At 68.7% G+C, this 16,869-nt stretch carries 16 protein-coding genes and 1 pseudogene; 11 read left to right on the plus strand and 6 right to left on the minus strand.

Annotated features, from left to right (window positions below):
- Positions 1-164 precede the first annotated feature (164 nt).
- Both ABZ915_RS44110 and ABZ915_RS44115 read left to right on the plus strand, forming a co-directional pair.
- On the plus strand, positions 165-1,061 hold the full coding sequence (locus ABZ915_RS44110) for a helix-turn-helix transcriptional regulator (protein WP_361815572.1): 897 nt from the start codon (positions 165-167) through the stop codon (positions 1,059-1,061).
- 942 nt (positions 1,062-2,003) lie between these two features.
- Positions 2,004-3,374, plus strand: a complete 1,371-nt coding sequence (locus tag ABZ915_RS44115; RefSeq protein WP_361815575.1) for a phosphatase PAP2 family protein — start codon at positions 2,004-2,006, stop codon at positions 3,372-3,374.
- A gap of 272 nt (positions 3,375-3,646) precedes the next feature.
- On the opposite strand, the gene ABZ915_RS44120 is transcribed toward ABZ915_RS44115, so the two are convergent.
- On the minus strand, positions 3,647-4,171 hold the full coding sequence (locus tag ABZ915_RS44120; protein ID WP_361815578.1) for a GNAT family N-acetyltransferase: 525 nt from the start codon (positions 4,169-4,171) through the stop codon (positions 3,647-3,649).
- A gap of 142 nt (positions 4,172-4,313) precedes the next feature.
- Here ABZ915_RS44120 and ABZ915_RS44125 point away from each other — a divergent pair.
- Positions 4,314-5,022, plus strand: a pseudogene (locus ABZ915_RS44125) (zinc-binding dehydrogenase); the annotation flags it as partial.
- A 132-nt stretch (positions 5,023-5,154) separates the two neighbouring features.
- Here ABZ915_RS44125 and ABZ915_RS44130 read toward each other — a convergent pair.
- Entirely contained in the window at positions 5,155-5,715 is a 561-nt protein-coding gene (locus tag ABZ915_RS44130; protein ID WP_361815581.1) for a TetR/AcrR family transcriptional regulator, read from the minus strand.
- A gap of 94 nt (positions 5,716-5,809) precedes the next feature.
- On the opposite strand from ABZ915_RS44130, the gene ABZ915_RS44135 reads away from it, so the two are divergent.
- Positions 5,810-6,553, plus strand: coding sequence for an SDR family oxidoreductase (locus ABZ915_RS44135; RefSeq protein ID WP_361815584.1), 744 nt, complete (start codon positions 5,810-5,812; stop codon positions 6,551-6,553).
- A gap of 481 nt (positions 6,554-7,034) precedes the next feature.
- On the opposite strand, the gene ABZ915_RS44140 is transcribed toward ABZ915_RS44135, so the two are convergent.
- A complete protein-coding gene (locus ABZ915_RS44140; RefSeq protein WP_361815587.1) occupies positions 7,035-8,237 on the minus strand; it encodes a PP2C family protein-serine/threonine phosphatase in 1,203 nt (400 codons plus the stop codon).
- 341 nt (positions 8,238-8,578) lie between these two features.
- Between ABZ915_RS44140 and ABZ915_RS44145 the strand changes: the two genes are divergently transcribed.
- Positions 8,579-8,947, plus strand: coding sequence for an SDR family oxidoreductase (locus tag ABZ915_RS44145; RefSeq protein ID WP_361815590.1), 369 nt, complete (start codon positions 8,579-8,581; stop codon positions 8,945-8,947).
- A 49-nt stretch (positions 8,948-8,996) separates the two neighbouring features.
- On the opposite strand, the gene ABZ915_RS44150 is transcribed toward ABZ915_RS44145, so the two are convergent.
- Positions 8,997-10,133, minus strand: a complete 1,137-nt coding sequence (locus tag ABZ915_RS44150; protein WP_361815593.1) for an alpha/beta hydrolase — start codon at positions 10,131-10,133, stop codon at positions 8,997-8,999.
- 242 nt (positions 10,134-10,375) lie between these two features.
- Here ABZ915_RS44150 and ABZ915_RS44155 point away from each other — a divergent pair, with 242 nt between their 5' ends.
- Complete coding sequence (locus ABZ915_RS44155) at positions 10,376-10,693, plus strand: antibiotic biosynthesis monooxygenase (protein ID WP_361815596.1); 318 nt, start codon at positions 10,376-10,378, stop codon at positions 10,691-10,693.
- A 139-nt stretch (positions 10,694-10,832) separates the two neighbouring features.
- Positions 10,833-11,384 (plus strand): hypothetical protein, encoded by a 552-nt coding sequence (locus ABZ915_RS44160; RefSeq protein ID WP_361815599.1) that lies wholly within the window; start codon positions 10,833-10,835, stop codon positions 11,382-11,384.
- A gap of 196 nt (positions 11,385-11,580) precedes the next feature.
- On the opposite strand, the gene ABZ915_RS44165 is transcribed toward ABZ915_RS44160, so the two are convergent.
- Together ABZ915_RS44165 and ABZ915_RS44170 are read right to left on the minus strand one after the other, a co-directional pair.
- The gene (locus ABZ915_RS44165) at positions 11,581-13,977 is read right to left on the minus strand and encodes a glycosyl hydrolase family 65 protein (protein ID WP_361815602.1); all 2,397 of its coding nucleotides are present in this window, start codon (positions 13,975-13,977) and stop codon (positions 11,581-11,583) included.
- Positions 13,974-14,582 (minus strand): HAD-IA family hydrolase, encoded by a 609-nt coding sequence (locus tag ABZ915_RS44170; RefSeq protein WP_361815605.1) that lies wholly within the window; start codon positions 14,580-14,582, stop codon positions 13,974-13,976. Before ABZ915_RS44170 ends, ABZ915_RS44165 begins: the two co-directional genes overlap by 4 nt.
- A gap of 481 nt (positions 14,583-15,063) precedes the next feature.
- On the opposite strand from ABZ915_RS44170, the gene ABZ915_RS44175 reads away from it, so the two are divergent.
- From ABZ915_RS44175 to ABZ915_RS44190, 4 genes are all read left to right on the plus strand, one after another.
- Positions 15,064-15,549: a MarR family winged helix-turn-helix transcriptional regulator gene (locus ABZ915_RS44175; RefSeq protein WP_361815608.1), complete on the plus strand. Its 486-nt coding sequence runs from the start codon at positions 15,064-15,066 to the stop codon at positions 15,547-15,549.
- A gap of 59 nt (positions 15,550-15,608) precedes the next feature.
- Positions 15,609-15,785 (plus strand): hypothetical protein, encoded by a 177-nt coding sequence (locus tag ABZ915_RS44180; RefSeq protein WP_361815611.1) that lies wholly within the window; start codon positions 15,609-15,611, stop codon positions 15,783-15,785.
- A gap of 191 nt (positions 15,786-15,976) precedes the next feature.
- Positions 15,977-16,645 carry a nitroreductase gene (locus ABZ915_RS44185; protein ID WP_361815614.1) on the plus strand — a complete coding sequence of 223 codons (669 nt, stop codon included), beginning with the start codon at positions 15,977-15,979 and terminating at the stop codon, positions 16,643-16,645.
- Between the two features lie 99 nt (positions 16,646-16,744).
- Positions 16,745-16,869, plus strand: a 125-nt coding sequence (locus ABZ915_RS44190; RefSeq protein ID WP_361803831.1) for an NAD-dependent epimerase/dehydratase family protein, incomplete at its 3' end; no start/stop codon positions are given.

Genomic DNA, 16,869 nt, shown 5'->3' on the forward strand with positions numbered 1-16,869 from the left:
GGCCCGGCAGATCGTGCCGGTTGGAGCTTGGGCGAGACAGTCGGCGTTTTCCTCGTTCACCTTCGCCCGTATTGCTGCCGTGTGGCAGGGCGGGTTCTTCAGGGGTAATGACAGGGCCCCCCTCCCGCCCGCGCAGCGGGTGCCCAGCGGGTGAGACTGGAGTCATGGCATCCGAGAGCGCGCACAGCGAGGGCGCCGAGCTGGGCCGCTACCTGCGCGCCCGCCGCACCCAGACCAGCCCCGAACACGTCGGCCTCACCGTCGGCGCCGGCATCCGCCGCACCCCAGGCCTGCGCCGCGAAGAGCTGGCCACCCTCTCCGGCATCAGCATCGACTACTACGTGCGCCTGGAACGCGGCAAGGAGACCCGCCCCAGCCCCGCCGTCCTCGACTCCCTCGCCCGCGCCCTGCACATGGACGACCAAGAGCACCAGCACCTGCGCGAACTCGCCGCCCGCGCCGCCCGCTACGCCCCGGAACCTCCGCCTGCGCCCAGCCGCACCGTGCGCCCCCACTTGAGACTGCTGCTGGAGTCGCTGCGACCGAACCCCGCCTACGTGATCAGCCGCAGCATGGACATGCTGGCCTGGAACCCGGGCGGCCTCGCCCTGTACGCGGGTCTGGAGGACTGGCCGGCCAAACACCGCAACCTCGCCCGCTACCTCTTCCTACACCCGGTCGCGCGTGAACTGTTTCCGGACTGGGACCGCCAGATCACCGGCTGCGTCGCCCGGCTGCGCGCCGTCGCCGGCACCGCCCCCGACGCTCCCGACCTGACCAACCTCGTCGGTGAACTCCTCCTCAAGAGCTCCGACTTCGCCCGGCTGTGGGAACGCTACGAGGTCACCGGCCGCAAGCCCGCGCAGAAGACCTTCCACCACCCCCGCGTCGGCACGGTCACGCTCACCTCCCAGTCCATGCACCTGGAAGGCACCCCCGGCCAGCGCATCGGCGTCTACACCGCCGAACCCGGCACCCCCGACCATGACGCCATGTTGCTGCTCGACATGATCACGCCTGTAGCCGCACCGAGCGATGAGATCCCGCGCACTTCGCCCTGATCACTGTTCTCACGAACGGTGGCAGGCTCGGGCGATCAACACACCTCCTGTCCAGCCCGCCGCTGGAGACCGGCGTCGTGCTCGTGCAGGAATACCGCAAGGTTCGAATACCGACCCTTAGTGGAGCCACGAGACGGCCGAGGCGATCGTCGGTGCGATCAGCGGTTCCCCTGCCGCGCCCAGCGGACTGCTGCTCGGCAGGTACGACGACCATGGCCGCCGGCAGCACACCGGCCGCACTCTCGCCCAGGCGACAAGCAGCACGGTCGCCGGGCTACTCGCTCCCGCCCGGCGCGGTCATCCGTGGACGGGCTGGTCGTTCTCCGCGGGGTGGGGCAGCCGGGAGACACTGGACGTCACGCTGGTGGAACCCGAGCTGGTGGTGGAAGTCGGCGTCGACGTCGCCCGCGACGCCTGCGGCCGGTGGCGCCACCCCACACGCCTGCACCGTGCCCGCCCCCGACCTCTCCCCCACCAGCGTCCCCCGCACGACGGCACCGCCGCACTGACGGCAGCACCGGCGCGGCGGGCCCCCGCCGACGCGCAACACGAAGCGAGCGTGCCCCGATCCGCGGAAGCGAGTCCAGCACACCTCGGGGATCCGTCACGCCAAAAGACTTCGCCCTGTGCTCCACCCAGTCCCACATCGGCCAGTGACCAACAGGATCTGCCGCCTGCTGGGTGCCGATCATGGCAACGCACTCCGGCGCCGTCCGGTCCCTGCGCCTCAGCCGTGTCCACGCGGAGCCATTCGGAGCGGCATGCCAACCCGTTCACGCGCAAGACAGCGTCGGGAGACGCTTCGGAGTCCTCCGGACAACCGGTGAGCCACACTTGGCCAGCCGAAGCCACCACACCGCTCCGATAGCATGTTCGAGCTTGCGATGATCACCGTCGTCGCTTTTCGTCTATCGAACCCATATCGAATCGGCCAAACGATTGATGTCTAGAGCGTCGCGGGTGTTTTCGTCAACAAACTGCAGAGTTGCGTTGGTCGCCTGGCGTCAACGGCGAGCCATACTCTGGGCCGCAGCAAGTGTGGCGGCTCTTGCATTCCTCATCACACTGGAGTTGGCCGCACGCTGCTACGGTCAACCGGGGCCGATTACCAGCCAAGTCAAAGGGCTGATATGCGCCCCGAAACCGGGGCCGCTGTACGGCGGTATGGCGTTGATGATGGTGGTGCTCACCCGGCGCCAACGGTTCATCGCGGCTGGTGTCGCCATCGGCATCGACGTCGTCTTCGTGCTGGTGCGGTGGGCCGTCGACGCCAAGATGCCCGACGGGCATTTCCTCGGCAACGGCGCGTTGTGGGTGATGTTGGGCTGTGCGGTCATCGCCGTCACGCGCCGCACCGGCACCGAACGTGTCCTGCTGCTGAAGGGCGTCGGGCTGGGCCTGCTGCTGGTGGCCGGCCGCAAGACCGGCGACACCTGGTTGCTCATCACCTCGAAGTCCCGCCCGGCGGTGCTCGACCAGTACGTGGCCACCACCGATCACGCGCTGGGCAACCCATCGTGGCTTATGGGCCGAATTGTCAAGGCCACCGGCCCCATCGGCACCCACGTTCTCCACTTGGTCTACGCCCAGCTCGCGGTGGCCGCGGTCGTCGTCGCGCTGTACCAGCTGCGCAACGTGGCGGTCGAGCGCCGCTTCCCGAACCATCACCTGGTGCGCACCTTCCTGGTGATCGGCCTCCTCGGCCCGGCCATCTACATGCTCTTCCCGGTGGTCGGACCGGTCTTCGCCTACGGCCCGGGCGCCTCCGGCACCGGCGGCGTGCACTGGGCGGTGGCCAATCTCTGGCCGAACACACCGCCGCCAGTCCACACCCCGCACCCGATGCCATACGACAAGATCACCCCACGCAACTGCATGCCCAGCCTGCATACAGCGTGGGCCACCGCGATTTTCATCCATTCCCGCAGCGCCCCACGGATCCTGCGGATCGCGGGCACGTTCTGGCTGATCGCCACGCTCGGCGCAACGCTGGGATTCGGCTACCACTACGGCGCGGATCTCGTCGCCGGCGTGGTCTTCGCGCTCACGATCGAGGCAGCGCTGCGCTCGCACGCACGTGGCTGGGACCGGGCAGGAATCCAACTGGTCATCCACGGCGCGACGGTCTTTGCCGCGCTCTTGGCGTCGTACCGCCATCTGCCGATGGAAATGGCCAGACATCCGTGGCTGTTCGGGCCACTTCTCATTCTGGCGATGGCCTCAGTGATCTACGACTACGTACGGACCACTAAAGCATGGAAACCGACGGCCGCACCAACGCCGGAACCGAAACCGCAACTCGAACCAGTTTGAGTCGTTTCGCGTCAGGTTGCAGTGCCGAAGTCCGCCCAGCCCGGCGCGGAGAGGGCCCCGCAGGAGATCCATAACGCCGAGGGTCGCGACCACGCGCTCAAGGACGTGGCGGCGTTCGCCCCTTCGCCACCGTCCGGCTGCGGACCAAGGTCACCCGAGGCGTCGACAGCGTGCCCGCCGCCCTGTTCCGAGCCGGGGCCCGCTTCGAACGCGGACACTTCATCGAAAGTCCCAAGAGCAACGCAGCCTGAACTACTCCTCACCGGCTTGACCTACCTCAACTCATCCCGTACGGACTTTTCGAGGAGCGTGAACGACTTGGGCGTACCGCCTGGCTGCGGCTTACCCTCCTTGCGCCCCACAACCCGATAGCCGGCGTTGAGGTAGTACGCACGCAGGCGTGCGTTGGTGGCCAGGCAGTCCAGACGAACCAACGGTCGGCCCGCCTCGGCCACGCGGCGCTCCGCGACTCGCAGAAGCTTGCGCCCCGTCCCGGGCGGGACACTCCTGCGGTCCACCATCAGCCGGTGCACATAGCCGGCCGTCGGCGGCTGCGGCCCCCAGGCGTCCTCGTCCTCCCACCAGAGCTCCCAGGCCCCGACCACACGATCGGCAGCCTCCGCGAGCCATACCTCCCCGCACTCCATGATCCGGCGGAAGTGGTCCCCGCCCAGCTCACCAGGCTGCCACTGACCCGTGACACCCTGGGCAAGCATCCAGCGGGCCGCGTCGTCGCGCAGACGCACGACGGCGGCGAGATCAGCGTCGGCGGCGAGACGGAAGCGTAGATCGTTCACCGCGCGATCTTCGCACAGGCGCCGCCCCTGCACCGACCGGCCGCAAGGGGCCTCCCTGGATGAAGAACAGGCACGTATCGCCGCATGAGCGAGCTCAACTGATGTACAGGTATTGACAATTACTCGGTATCGCTTTCGGGAGACCTTGACCTACGACGGCATCGACCGGCACGACGGATCGACCACCCTGGGGGGGTTACTCCCGCGAGTACGTCGTCCGCGACCGCTTCGTCTACTCTCTTCCCGCCGGTCTGGACCCGGCCGCCGCCGCGCCACTGCTCTGCGCCGGGATCACCGTCTGGGAACCGCTGCACGCCCTCGGTGTGGGGCCGGGGACCCGCGTCGCCGTGGCGGCACTGGGCGGCCTGGGCCATCTCGCGGTCAAGATCGCCGTGGCCCTCGGCGCCGAGACCTCAGTCATCAGCCGCTCACCGGACAAGGCCGACGACGCTCGTCGCCTCGGCGCCCACGGTCTCATCGTCTCCACCGACCCGGTACGGATGACCGACGCCCGCGACCGGTTCGACGCCGTCATCGACACCATCTCCGCCCCGCACGACCTCGGCCCTTACCTGCGCCTGGTCGCCCTGGACGGAACGCTCAGCCACCTCGGGCACCTCGGAGCCATCACCGTGGAGACCACCGACTTGCTCGTGGGACGCAAGAAACTCAGCTCCGCAGGCAGCGGCGGCAGGCGCGCGACCGCCGCCATGCTCGACTTCTGCGCCAGCTACGGCATCACCGCAGACATCGAGGTGCTCCCCTCGACGCACGTGAACGAGGCCCTCGACCGGCTCCGGCGCAACGATGTCCGCTACCGCTTCGTACTTGACATGTCCGATCTGGAGTGAACGGCGAAGGCCGCCGGACCCGGACGGCCGCCTTGCCGGAGGAGACTCCGCCTCCCTACGGCGCCACTCCTGCCTCTGCTATGTGGTGATGTTGGGGCTGCTGTTCGGGACGTCCCCGGTGGTCTGCTGCCCTCACCGGTCCGCGTCCTGTCGGCGAAGGCCGTCGAGGATGACGTTCATCAGGGACCGTGCCGTTGAATCCCACTCATCCCGGTCCAGTCGGCCGAGGTAGGCGATGAGCAGGAGGACGCCGTGGGCATCCACGTCCGTGCGGATGGAGCCGGACGCTTTCCCTGCGTCCAGCAGGTGCCCGAGGGCGCCCTCGATGGGGTTGTGGCTGTGGGCGACAAGGTCCTGCCACGCCGCCGGCTCCAGCGCCGCCAGGACGCCGCGCTTGATCTCGGCGTAGTCGATCACTCGGTCGAGCCAGTGACGCAGGGCTTCCCAGGGCTCGTTTTCCGCCAGCAGAGCGGAGGCGGCGGTCACGAGTTCTTCGACGTCGCGCCGGTAGACCTCGGCGAGGAGCGCTTCGCGGTTGGGAAAGTTCCGGTACAGCGTTCCCTGTCCTACACCGGCGCGCTTGGCGATCTCGTTGAAGTGGACGTGGTGGGACTCGGCGAGGGCTGCGCGGGCGGCCTCCACGATGCGGGTCCGGTTCTCCACCGCGTCCGGACGGCGGGCTTGCGCGCTCATGGGCCTCTCCTGATGTTCCGCTCCAACAAGTGGACACGTGTCCGGTAGGGTGAACCACGCACCGGACACGTGTCCACTTTACTTGGAGGCAGGAATGCTCTCTCTTCACGACAAGATCGTCGCCATCACCGGAGCGAGCGGCGGCATCGGCGAAGCCACAGCCCGCCTGCTCGCCCAGCGCGGCGCCGCGATCGTCCTCACGGCACGGCGCAGCGATCGCATCGACGCCATAGCGCAGGACATCCGGGAGGAGGGGGGCCGTGCTGCCACGTGCGTCGTCGACGTCACCAAGGCCGAGGACCTGGAGCGCCTGGTCTCCACCACCATCGACGAGTACGGCCGTATGGATGTACTGGTGAACAACGCCGGCATCGCCCCGATCAGCCCGCTGGCCGACCTCGACACCGAAGGATGGTCGGCCATGATCGACGTCAACCTGCGCGGCATGCTCAACGCCGTCGCCGCCGCGCTGCCCGTCTTCCGCGAGCAAGGGGCGGGCCACCTGGTGAGCATCGTCTCCATGGCCGGTCTGCATGGCGTGTCCCCCACGATGGCCGTCTACGCAGCGACCAAGAACGCCGTCCGCACCATCCACGAGGGGCTGCGCACGGAGTCCACCGACGGTGTGGTGCGCACGACAGCCATCTCGCCGGGATACATCCGCACCGATCTCGCCGACTCCATGGCAGACCCACGCATCCGCGAGCAGACGCGCAAGACCATGGACGCGATGGGCATCCCGCCGGCCGCGGTCGCCCGCGCGGTGGCCTTCGCCATCGAGCAGCCCGGCGATGTCGAGATCGGCGAGATCAACGTTCGCCCCACCGTCCAGGCATGACACTTGCTGTCACCGGTCAAGTGAAACGGTCTCCAGCCGCTTGCGAACGCCACTGTCTGGCCCGACATGCCCACGAGCAGAACGCAGCCACGGGCCTGGCTCCCGGTCCGCGGCCCGTTCGCCACACCCCGACAGTCCCTTTCTCTGGCTCGCGCCCCCGGACACCAGCCCAGCGCAGGACGTCAGTTACTCCGGGAATCAGAAACACGCACTGACGGCAGCGACGCCTCCCTGTGAAATGAGTCCCAGGACGGTCAGCATGCCTTGCAGTCCTGGACGGCTGTCCGGGCACCGGCGCCCCCTCACCACGCAGAGCACTCCCCGAGTCCCACCGCATGCACCGATGAAGCCACCGCCCACCGGCCCGGCGCCAGATCCGTACCATGCCACCGCGGCGTCGCCTCTCGCCGATCCCCGCCCCGCAGGCCGGCGCGCCCCGCAGGGCGTCGGCAAGACGATCACGACAGCATGGGTCGAGGGCTCAGGAAGGGTCCTCCGCAACCGGCTTCGAGCCGGAGTCGAGTCGACGGCGGCCGTCGAGGGGGCGGGCCGTGGTGTGCGGCCGGTTGAGGTGGTGGGCGCCATAGCGTTCGATGGCCAGGAGAGCGGCGTCGTCTCCGGGGTCGTGCCCGATGTGGTTCAGCAGGTCGCGGTGGATGTGCCGTATCAGGGCTTCGGGTCCGGACGTGGGCGTGGAGGCGGCGCGCTCGGCGAGGGGGTAGAAGGCTCCTTGGGGCGAGCGGGCTTCGATGACGCCGTCGGTGTAAAGCAGCAGTGTGTCGCCGTTCTCGAACGTGAAGGGGTCGGCGCGGTGGCTGGGTACAGGCAGTTCGCACATGCCCAAGGGGGGCACGGGGCGTCGCGCGTGCAGGACGGTGACCTGGCCGTCGTGCAGCAGCAGGGGCGAGGGGTGGCCCATGTTGACCATCTCGACCTGCGTGCCGTGGTCGGGGACGTCGAGCAGCAGGGCGGTGATGAAGTGCTCACCCAGATCGTGCTCGGTGTCTACGACGTCTTCCAGGCTTCTGCAGACACTCACCTCAAGGCCCGCGGCAAGTTCGGGCAGGGTGTCATAGCGGTGCGCACCCTCGCGGAACGCGCCCAGCACCATGGATGCCTCACCGATGGCGGCCAGTCCCTTGCCGCGGACGTCGCCGATGATCACGCGAGTGCCGCGGTCGGAGCGGGCGATCGCGAACAGGTCTCCGCCTATGCGGGTCTCGTCCTCGGCTGCCAGGTACAACCACGCCACCCGCAGCGGCCCGATCCGGCGGCGTGGTGGCCGCAGCAATACGAGCTGCGCCGTCTCGGCCACCGACCGTGCCCGGCTCAGCTCACGGCTGCGCCGCTCGCGCACGTGGCAGACGAAGACGACCAAGGCGGACAGCAGGGTCAGGGCAGTGATCTGCGAGAGGTGGTTGGGTGTGGTCAGTCCGCCGTGGAACACGGCGATGAGCACCTGGGCGGCCACAGCCAGTGCGCCGACGAGGGCGGTCAGTCGCGGCCCGGCCAGGGACGCGGTCAGGGCCGGCGCAATCACCAGCAAGGGACCCAGGTGGACGTCTGGCGGGGAATGGATGTCCACCACAGTGATCACGACGATCAGCGCAAGGGGGATCGCCACCAGCCTGCGGCCCAGTTGCTGCTCCGGGAGGCGGTCGACCGGCACACGCCCCGCGCCCATACATATCGGTATACACCCGCCTGTAGTGCGTGTCCCACAGCGAGATCTTCGCGGTGTATAGCAGGCCGTCCAGGTGGTCGACTTCGTCGTGGATGAGGCGGGCAAGGCCGCGTTCGTAGACGGTGGTCGTGGTTTCGCCGGTCGGATGGAGCCTCCCCCTGCTCGGGCAGACCCTCGTCGTCGGCGGGAGTGGGGGCATCGGGCCGGCGACCGCACGGCTCGCCCGCGACCAGGGCGCCTCCGGGGTGCTCACCTGCCAACGCGCTCATCACCGCGGGCGGTCCGTCGTCCGGCCGCCTTCTGGACATGGACACCGAGCAGGGCGGGCGATCAGCGACCACATGGTGCTCGCATTGGAGGTGGCGCGCCACTGCGCCGGCGCCGTACGGCCGGGCGGCACGCTGCTGCTCCCGGGCGGCACGGGAGCCCGCCGGACCCGGGCCGCTCTCGGTGTCGCCCCCGCGGTCACCGCCGCGATGCCCGCGTTCACGGCCGGTGTCGCACTCGCGCTTGCGCCGGTCAGGGTGGACCTGGTCGCGGCCGAGTTCGTGGACATGCCGTTGTCGGCCTGGCTGTTCGCCGACGCGCTCGACGCCCGTCACGAGGAACTGCGCGCCACGCGGCCGATCGGCCGCGTGGTCGTACCCGAGGACGTGGCGGCGCTCGCCGTGCACATTGGCCAACACCGCCCTTACGGGTGCGACGTATAACGTCAACGGAGGCCAGCAACTTGTCGGCTGAGCCGCACGTCGATGGCGGTCATTTGCCGTGTGTCGCGGTGGCCCGGGGCCGTGGGCTCCGGGCTTGGTCTCGGTATGGGGCCAAGAACGTGGTCAGTGCCGCGAGCACTTCCTGGGGGGCCTCCTCGGCCACCCAGTGGCCGGTGCCGGGAATGACTACGCTCCGCACATCGCGGGCGACAAGTTTCATGGTGCCGGCGACATTCTCACCAAGGCTTCCGGCACCGCCGATCGCGAGGACGGGCATGGTCAGCGGGCGTTTCTTGCGCTGCTGGTCCTGGGCGCTGGTGGTGTCGAGGGCCCGGTACCACCCGAAGCTGCCCCGCAAGGCATCGTGCTGGGAGGCGAGGATCCGGACGTAGTAGTCGACGACGTAGTCGGGGAGTTTCCGTACGGCCTTGGTGGCGAACTGCCAGCCGAAATAGATGCCTTCGCGTCCCCGGACGAGTTGTTCGTTCACGTCGGTGAGCCGGTTGAAGGGGATGTGCCACAGCCGGTTGTTGGCCTGCGCGGTGCCGATCATGGGCGGCGACGGGGTCACTGCCGGGAGGAATGCCTCGGCGACGGCCAGGCGGGCGACGCGCTCCGGGTGGTCCGCGGCCAGCGCGTAGGCGATGGGCATTCCGGTGTCATGGCCGACCACTGCGAACCGCTGGTAGCCGAGTGCGTCCATCAGAGTGACCATGTCGCGTGCCAGGGTGCGGGTGTCGTACCCGGTCTTGGGTTTGTCGGTCAGCCCGATGCCGCGTTGGTCGACGGCGATGACCGTGAAGTGTTTGGCCAGTGCCGGCATCACCAGGCGCCAGGCGTACCAGGTCTCGGGCCAGCCGTGTATCAGCAGCAGCGGCGGCCCCTCGCCTCCGACGACCACGTGCTGACGGATTCCATTGGCTTGGACGAAACGGCCGGTGAACGTCTTGGTGAATCCAGCTGGCAGGTGTGGCGCCTGACCGACAAAGCCGAGGTCCTCGGGCGTGGGTATGGATGTCGTCCGGGGTTGCGGGGCCCCGCCGCGCGGCAGTGTGACGGCGGTCAGCGCGACGCCTCCCAGCCCGAGCCCCAGCGCACCCGCGCCGGCAGTGCGCAGCACGTGGCGCCGGGGCAATGCGGCGTTGGCCTGGTCGTCGGAGTCACCGTTCCCGGATGCCTGAGACATGGGCTCCCTTTCCGCTCCTGACGGGCGCTTTTCAGTGACATGCAGTGACGCGGGGAGGTCTCGGGCGCCGTGGCAGCGAATCGTGGCAGCGCACCATGCCCGCACGCGCCTTGGCGCAGCTCGCACGTTCGTTGAGCCTCATGCTCAGCCGTGCCCCGTGCTCCCGCAATCGGACCAGTCCACCGTCGGCGCGCGTGCCGCCGACTGTGTGGTGAGACTGGGAGTGGCGGAAGGAGGCAGGAATGAGCCAGATGGCGCTTTGCGTCCGCTTCACGCTGCGTGACGGCGCCGGTGAAGCGTTCGACGAGCTGGTCCGGGAGGCCGCTGAGGCGGTCCTCGAACATGAGCCGGGCACCCTGGTGTACGCCTGCAGCGAGGTCGTGGGAGCGTCGAACCAGCGCCTCTTCTTCGACTTGTACGCCGACCGCGCCGCCTTTGAGGAACACGGACGTCAGCCCCATGTCCGTCACTTCCTCAGCCAGAGCGAGAAGTACGCGGAGAGGACGGAGATCGACCACCTCCGACCGTACGCCGGCAAGTACCCCTCCCAGTCCGCATAGCGGTTCGTGCCGGTACCGACCGTGCGGCTTAAGGGTCGTTCTCTTTCCGAACCTCGTTCGATGCGGGCTGTTCTGGAAGCGCGGCGGGAGGCTGCGTTGGGAGGAGCTCGAAGCCGAACTGGAGGGGGTGCGGGCGGACTTGGCAGACGCGGAAGAGGTGCTCAGGCGCCGGGTGATCGGACTTGAGCAGTATGTGGAGGCGCTGGCCGAGGAGGAAGCGCCCGCCGTGATGGTCGGCGGGTTGTCGCAGAGGAAGCCGGTCGGACCGCGACGCACGGTTCCGCACCGGGAGGACGCGGCCGGTGTCGAGGATCTGTCCGTGGACTACCAGGCAGTGATGGCTGCCGCGACGAAGGCCGGAATCGACGGGCTGGATGCCCGGCGGACGGCGGTGGTGCTCGGCTGGGGCAGCACGTCCGCGTGGAGTCGAAGCCAGGAAGGTTCGCGCTATCTTTCCACGACCCAGCGGCGGGGCAGTGCCTGGAAGCCGCGGACATCCTCGCGGCGTCGGACGACGTCGAGGACGAGCCTGAGGTCCTGGGCGGTCCAGTCGGTGAGGTGGCCGGTGTCGCCGCCGTCGGCCCAGACCCGCCTCAGTCACCGGAAGCGGCCGATCGCCGCCGGCAGAGGAGTCCGGGCGGCGCCCCCGGTCGGCGACAGACGCCGGTGTGACCAGCACGGCCAGGTGTAGCCCCAGCGTGTCGGTGAAAAGGGGCCGCTTGCGCCCATGATCTCTTTGCCTGCGTCGAAGCCGCGTGAGGTGTGGCCGACGATGGCGTCCGCCTTCACCGACTGCGAACGGTGCGTTCCTGGACAGCTCCACCGCACCGGAGGTCTCCGCGATGATCAAGCGGGCCCGGCGTTAACAGCCCTCGTGATCAATACGCCTACGGCTGTGTCTCCGCTTGCTGCTCCTCCCCGGCAAGCAGGCTCACGGGACGCCGGCCCGGCGGCTGCTGCGGCTCGGGACGCACGGGCGAGGGGGGCACAGGCCGGTCCACCGGAGCGCTGGTGGTCACGGTCATCGGTTCCCCGTGATGCATCACGACCAGCGGTTCCCCTTCTACCAGCCGGTAGCGCGCACGGGACGGGCCGATGTCCACCTTCAGCCTGCTTCCGCGTACCAGCACCGTGAACGCCACCCGGGACAGCGCTTCCGGCAGGCGCGGTGCGAATGCCAACAGGTCAGGCTTTCCGTCCTCGCCGATGTACCGGCGCATGCCTCCGAAACCCCCGACCAGGGCGATCCACGTCCCGGCGAGGGAGGCGATGTGTAGCCCGTCACGGGTGTTGTGCTCCAGATCGTCCAGGTCCATCAGCGCGGCCTCGCCGAGATAGGCGTAGGCCAGCCGCAGATGCCCGGTCTCGGCGGCGAGCACCGCCTGGGAGCACGCCGAAAGGGAGGAGTCGCGGACGGTGAGCGCGTCGTAGTAGGCGAAATTGCGCGCCTTCTGGTCGTCTGAGAAGAGGTGCGGGCACTCCATCATCGCCAGCACCAGATCCGCCTGCTTCACCACCTGCTTGCGATACAGGTCGAAGTAGGGGTAATGCAGCAGCAGTGGATAGTTCTCGGGCGGGGTCGCCTCGAAGTCCCAGCGCTGGAAACTCGTGTACCCGGCTGACTGTTCGTGCACGCCGAGAGAGTCGTTGTACGGGACCGCCATGCGAGCCGCAGCGTCCCGCCACGCTGCGGTCTCCTCGTCGTCGACGCCGAGTTCTGGGGCCCGGTCCGGATGACGTGCGACGGCGTCCGCGGCGGCCAGTAGGTTCTGCCGCGCCATCACGTTGGTGTACAGGTTGTCGCGGGCGATGGCGCTGTACTCGTCGGGTCCGGTGACACCATCGATGTGGAAGACGCCTTCCACGTCGTGGTGTCCGAGGGAGCGCCACAGCCGAGCGGTGTCCACGAGGAGGTCGAGGCCCTCGCGGCGCTCGAAGTCCTTGTCCCCAGTGGCCATGACGTACCGGGCGGCGGCCATGGCGATGTCGGCGTTGATGTGGAAGGCGCCCGTGCCGGCCGGCCAGTAGGCGGAACTCTCGGCACCGTCGATCGTCCGCCAGGGGAACGCCGCTCCCGACAGGCCCAGTTGGCCCGCCCGTTCCCGAGCCGCCGGCAGCATCTGATGCCGCCATCTCAGTGCCGATGCGACGGCCTCGGGCGCGGTGAACGTCAGGACGGGCAGCACGTAGGACTCGGTGTCCCAGAAGGAGTGTCCGTCGTACCCGGTTCCCGTCAGGCCTTTCGCGGGAATGGCCCGGTTCTCACCGCGGGCCGCTGCCTGGAGTACGTGGAAGAGAGCGAACCGCACCGCCTGCTGGATCTGCGCGTCGCCTTCGACCGCGACGTCGGCGCCGGCCCAGAAGCGGTCCAGATACGCCCGTTGTGCGGCGAGCAGACCGTCCCAGCCCGTGCTGACCGCGACTGCCACCGCTCCGTCCACCTGATCGTGCACGGCCGGCAACGAACGCTCCCCCGACCAGCCGTAAGCCACGAACTTGATCAACCGCAGCGGCTGCCCGGGCACCAGGTCCGCGGTCACCGTCAGACGGCTGACATCGGGCTCGCTCTGCGCACTCCAGAGAGTGCTCTCGGGCCCCTCGATGAGATGGTCGGCCGCGGCTCCCACCCGCAGTGCGCTGCGGCTGGTGCAATGCACGAGCCGCAGGCGGGTGTCCTGCGCGAAGTGCTCCTCGGCACCCAGGGGGGACTCGATCGCCGCAGCCACGCGCGGGTCGCCGTGGAGGCGGGGCAGTTGTTCGTTGGCCACCAGCTCGGACTGCACGGCCACCGTGGTCGGTCCGTCGATCGCCTCGACCTCGTACAGGACCGCGGCCACCGCGCGTTGGGCGAAGGACACGAGCCGCTGTGAGGTGATCCGGATCGTGCGGCCGCCGGGCGATGTCCACCGCACCTTGCGGCTGAGCACACCGCGCTGGAAGTCCAGAACCCGCTCGTGCGCCAGCAGTTGACCGTAGCGGAGATCGTACGGGTGGTCGTCGACCAGCAGCCGGATGACCTTGCCGTCGGTGACATTGATCATCGTCTGGCCGGACTCGGGATATCCGTACCCGGCTTCCGCGTACGGCAGCGGGTGCCGCTCGTGGACGCCGTTGAGGTAGGCGCCGGGCAGTCCGTGGGGCTCTCCCTCGTCGAGGTTGCCGCGCCATCCGATGTGCCCGTTGGACAGGGCGAACACCGATTCGCTCTGGGCGAGGACCTCAAGGTTCAGCTCGGTCTCGCGCAGGCACCACGGCTCGACCGTGAAGCTGGGATGTGTGATCACCGCGACTCCAGAAGTTCCGCCAGGTCACGAACGACCACATCAGCCCCGTACGCCCTCGGCTGCTCCGCCTGGCCGGTACGGTCGACCCCCACCACCACGCCGAACCGTCCGGCCCGCCCGGCCTCTACACCGGCCGGCGCGTCCTCGAACATCGCAGCCGCGCCGGGCTCCAGGCCCAGTCCGCGAGCCGCCTCCAGACAGGTGTCCGGAGCCGGCTTGCCCCGCAGACCGCGGTCGCCGGCCACGACCCCTTCGATCCGCTCGTCGAAGAGGTCCTCGATGCCGGCCCCCTCCAGGACGTCCCGGCAGTTCGCGCTGGACGAGACCACCGCGCAGCGCAGCCCGGCCGCCCGTACCGCGTGCAAGAAACGGACCGAACCTTCGTAGGGCTCCACCCCGTTCTCGCGGGGCCGCCCATCCACGTACTCGTCGTAGTCGTCGACCGCGTCGAAGGGCACGAACGCGGTGCCCTCACGGGCCGCGCGCTCGCGGAGACAGCCGTCGAACATCTCCTTCCAGGCGGCCGCGTGCACCTTCGCAGTCTGGGTGAGGACACCGTCGAGGTCGAACAGGCAGGCACGAACATGAGCAGGAAGCCCCAGCATGCCGCCGAGGCTAGGAGGCACCCGGAGCCACTCACGCCAAGCAACCTTCCGGCGCGCCGGAAGGCACTCGCTCGGTCGAGGGCGAGCGCAGCCGGGGTGCCGTGCCCGAAGCGGCAGGGCCGCCGCGCGAGGCGGACACGGACGCCTTGGCCGACTGGATACTCGACAAAGTGGCCGCCTGCTGCCAAAGAATCCCTGACTCACGTCACTAACGGCCCGCGGCTACGCCAGTTCGCTCCGATCGGCCAGCCCACAGGGTGTCACGGCGTCGCCGCGCGGAAGAGGGCGAGGAGAGCCTGGGCCGGCCAGGCGTCCGCGTCGTGGAACGGCACTTTGCTGAGGGGCGCGACGTGCCGCTGGATGGCTGGGCATAGCCACACCATCGAGGCGGTGGATGTCGCACTCCGATACCGACGGGGCCGCAGCGGACATAGCCATTTAGTTTCAAACGATACCGTATCGAATGAAGTAGTCTGGCCTCATGGCCGCCGACGTTCCTGACCGCACCACCGCCTCGCATGCGACCGACCGCCCCGGGGATACGTCGCCTTTCGCTCTCGGTCTGCTGCTGCGCCGGGCGCACTGGCGCGCGGCCGCGGTGATGGGGGAAGCGCTTCGGCCGCTCGGCATCGAGTTGCGGCATTTCGCGGTGCTGATCGAACTGGTCAATCACGGCCCCACGGTGCAACGGGATTTGGCGGCGGCGACGGGGTCGGACAAAGCGGGAATCATGCGGGTCGTGGACGACCTGGAGCGGAAGGGCCTGGCCGTACGCAAGGCCGTTCCAGGGGACCGGCGGGCGCGGGCAGTGGAGATCACCCCCCAAGGGCTGGAGCTCTTCGATGCAGTCCATGTGGCGGCGGAACCGCTGGCTGAGCACCTGGTTGCCGAACTGGAGCCCGGTGAGCCCGAGAAGCTGAAGGATCTGCTGACCCGGCTTGCCCATCCGGCGGACGACGAAGCGTAAACGCGCCGGCGTACCGGTTGTCGGCCGCGTCGGCGCGCTTTGGGGGGACCAGTTCTGCCATGGCGGGGTTGCGGGGGCACGGCCTCCAGGTAGTTCTGTACGAACTCGTAGCCCTGGCGCAGGTGCCCGCCATGCAGGAGCCGCCGCGGCTGGCGACGACGATGACCGGGGCGTCCGGGGCGCCGATCAGGGCGGCGTCGGCCTGCTCCAGCGTGCGCCCGGACGGGGCGGTGTAACCAGCGGACCAGGCGTCGGCAGCGATGTGCAGCAGCGTGGTCATGGATCTTCTCCAGGCTGCAGCCCCCAAGGCGGGGAGCCAGGAACTGGAGATTCACACCCCGAGATAGTTGCATTCAATACGGTCTTGAGTGATACCATTTCGAGAGTAACGAAGATGAACCCATTGAGCAGATGGAGGCGGGCGATCATGGACGTCTATGAGGCGGCCACGAGCCGACGGGCGGTGCGCGCGTTCACCGACCGGCCCGTCCCGAGGCTGACGCTGGAACGGGTGCTGTCCACTGCGGCCTGGACGCCGTCCGGATCGAATATCCAGCCTTGGCACACGTATGTGCTGACCGGCGCACCGCTGGCCGAACTCAAGAAGCGCGCCGGCGAGCGCCTGGCCTCGGGCGACCCCTGGGACGAGCCGGAGTACGAGCAGTACCCGCCCGCACTGAAGTCCCCCTACCGCGAGCGCCGGTCTGCCTTCGGAGAGCAGCGCTATGGCGCGCTCGGCATTCCGCGCGAGGACCTGGAGGCGCGCCAGAGGGCCGCCGCCCCGAACTGGGACTGCTTCGGTGCGCCCGCCGCCCTGTTCTGCTACATCGACCGCGACATGGGCCGACCTCAATGGTCCGACGTCGGCATGTATCTGCAGACCGTCATGCTGCTGCTCCGCACCGAGGGGCTGCACAGTTGCCCACAGATGGCATGGGCGAAGTTTCACAAGACCGTAGCGGAGCTCCTGTCACCCCCGGACGAGCTCGTGCTCTTCTGTGGCATGTCGATCGGTTTTGAAGACGTCACGGTAAGTGACCATCGCATAGCCCGGGCACCACTCGCCGAAACGGTCACGTTCATCGACGGCCGCTGACGCCGCCCCTCCTCGGCCGATCAGGGCGCCGCTCCATGGAGCGCTCACAAAGCTGTCCATATGTCATGTTGCACACGTAATCCCGACGAAAGGCATGTCATGAAGTTCGCGGTCATCGGCGGTACCGGGCTGATCGGGTCGCAGGTCGTCAAGAAGCTGAACGCCGCCGGACACGAGGCGGTGCCGCACTCGCACTCCACCGGAGTCGACGTCATCAGCGGCCA

This window comes from Streptomyces sp. NPDC046915 (genome assembly GCF_040644935.1).
Lineage (GTDB): Bacteria > Actinomycetota > Actinomycetes > Streptomycetales > Streptomycetaceae > Streptomyces.

Excerpts from the sequence above, each read along its gene's own strand:
- ABZ915_RS44135 (WP_361815584.1), top strand. The coding sequence starts at position 5,810 with ATGCTCTCTCTTCACGACAAGATCGTCGCCATCACCGGAGCGAGCGGC.
- ABZ915_RS44150 (WP_361815593.1), bottom strand. The coding sequence starts at position 10,133 with ATGTCTCAGGCATCCGGGAACGGTGACTCCGACGACCAGGCCAACGCC.
- ABZ915_RS44170 (WP_361815605.1), bottom strand. The coding sequence starts at position 14,582 with ATGCTGGGGCTTCCTGCTCATGTTCGTGCCTGCCTGTTCGACCTCGAC.
- ABZ915_RS44140 (WP_361815587.1), bottom strand. The coding sequence starts at position 8,237 with ATGGGCGCGGGGCGTGTGCCGGTCGACCGCCTCCCGGAGCAGCAACTG.
- ABZ915_RS44115 (WP_361815575.1), top strand. The coding sequence starts at position 2,004 with ATGTCTAGAGCGTCGCGGGTGTTTTCGTCAACAAACTGCAGAGTTGCG.
- ABZ915_RS44155 (WP_361815596.1), top strand. The coding sequence starts at position 10,376 with ATGAGCCAGATGGCGCTTTGCGTCCGCTTCACGCTGCGTGACGGCGCC.
- ABZ915_RS44175 (WP_361815608.1), top strand. The coding sequence starts at position 15,064 with ATGGCCGCCGACGTTCCTGACCGCACCACCGCCTCGCATGCGACCGAC.
- ABZ915_RS44185 (WP_361815614.1), top strand. The coding sequence starts at position 15,977 with ATGGACGTCTATGAGGCGGCCACGAGCCGACGGGCGGTGCGCGCGTTC.
- ABZ915_RS44110 (WP_361815572.1), top strand. The coding sequence starts at position 165 with ATGGCATCCGAGAGCGCGCACAGCGAGGGCGCCGAGCTGGGCCGCTAC.
- ABZ915_RS44180 (WP_361815611.1), top strand. The coding sequence starts at position 15,609 with ATGGCGGGGTTGCGGGGGCACGGCCTCCAGGTAGTTCTGTACGAACTC.
- ABZ915_RS44145 (WP_361815590.1), top strand. The coding sequence starts at position 8,579 with ATGGTGCTCGCATTGGAGGTGGCGCGCCACTGCGCCGGCGCCGTACGG.
- ABZ915_RS44130 (WP_361815581.1), bottom strand. The coding sequence starts at position 5,715 with ATGAGCGCGCAAGCCCGCCGTCCGGACGCGGTGGAGAACCGGACCCGC.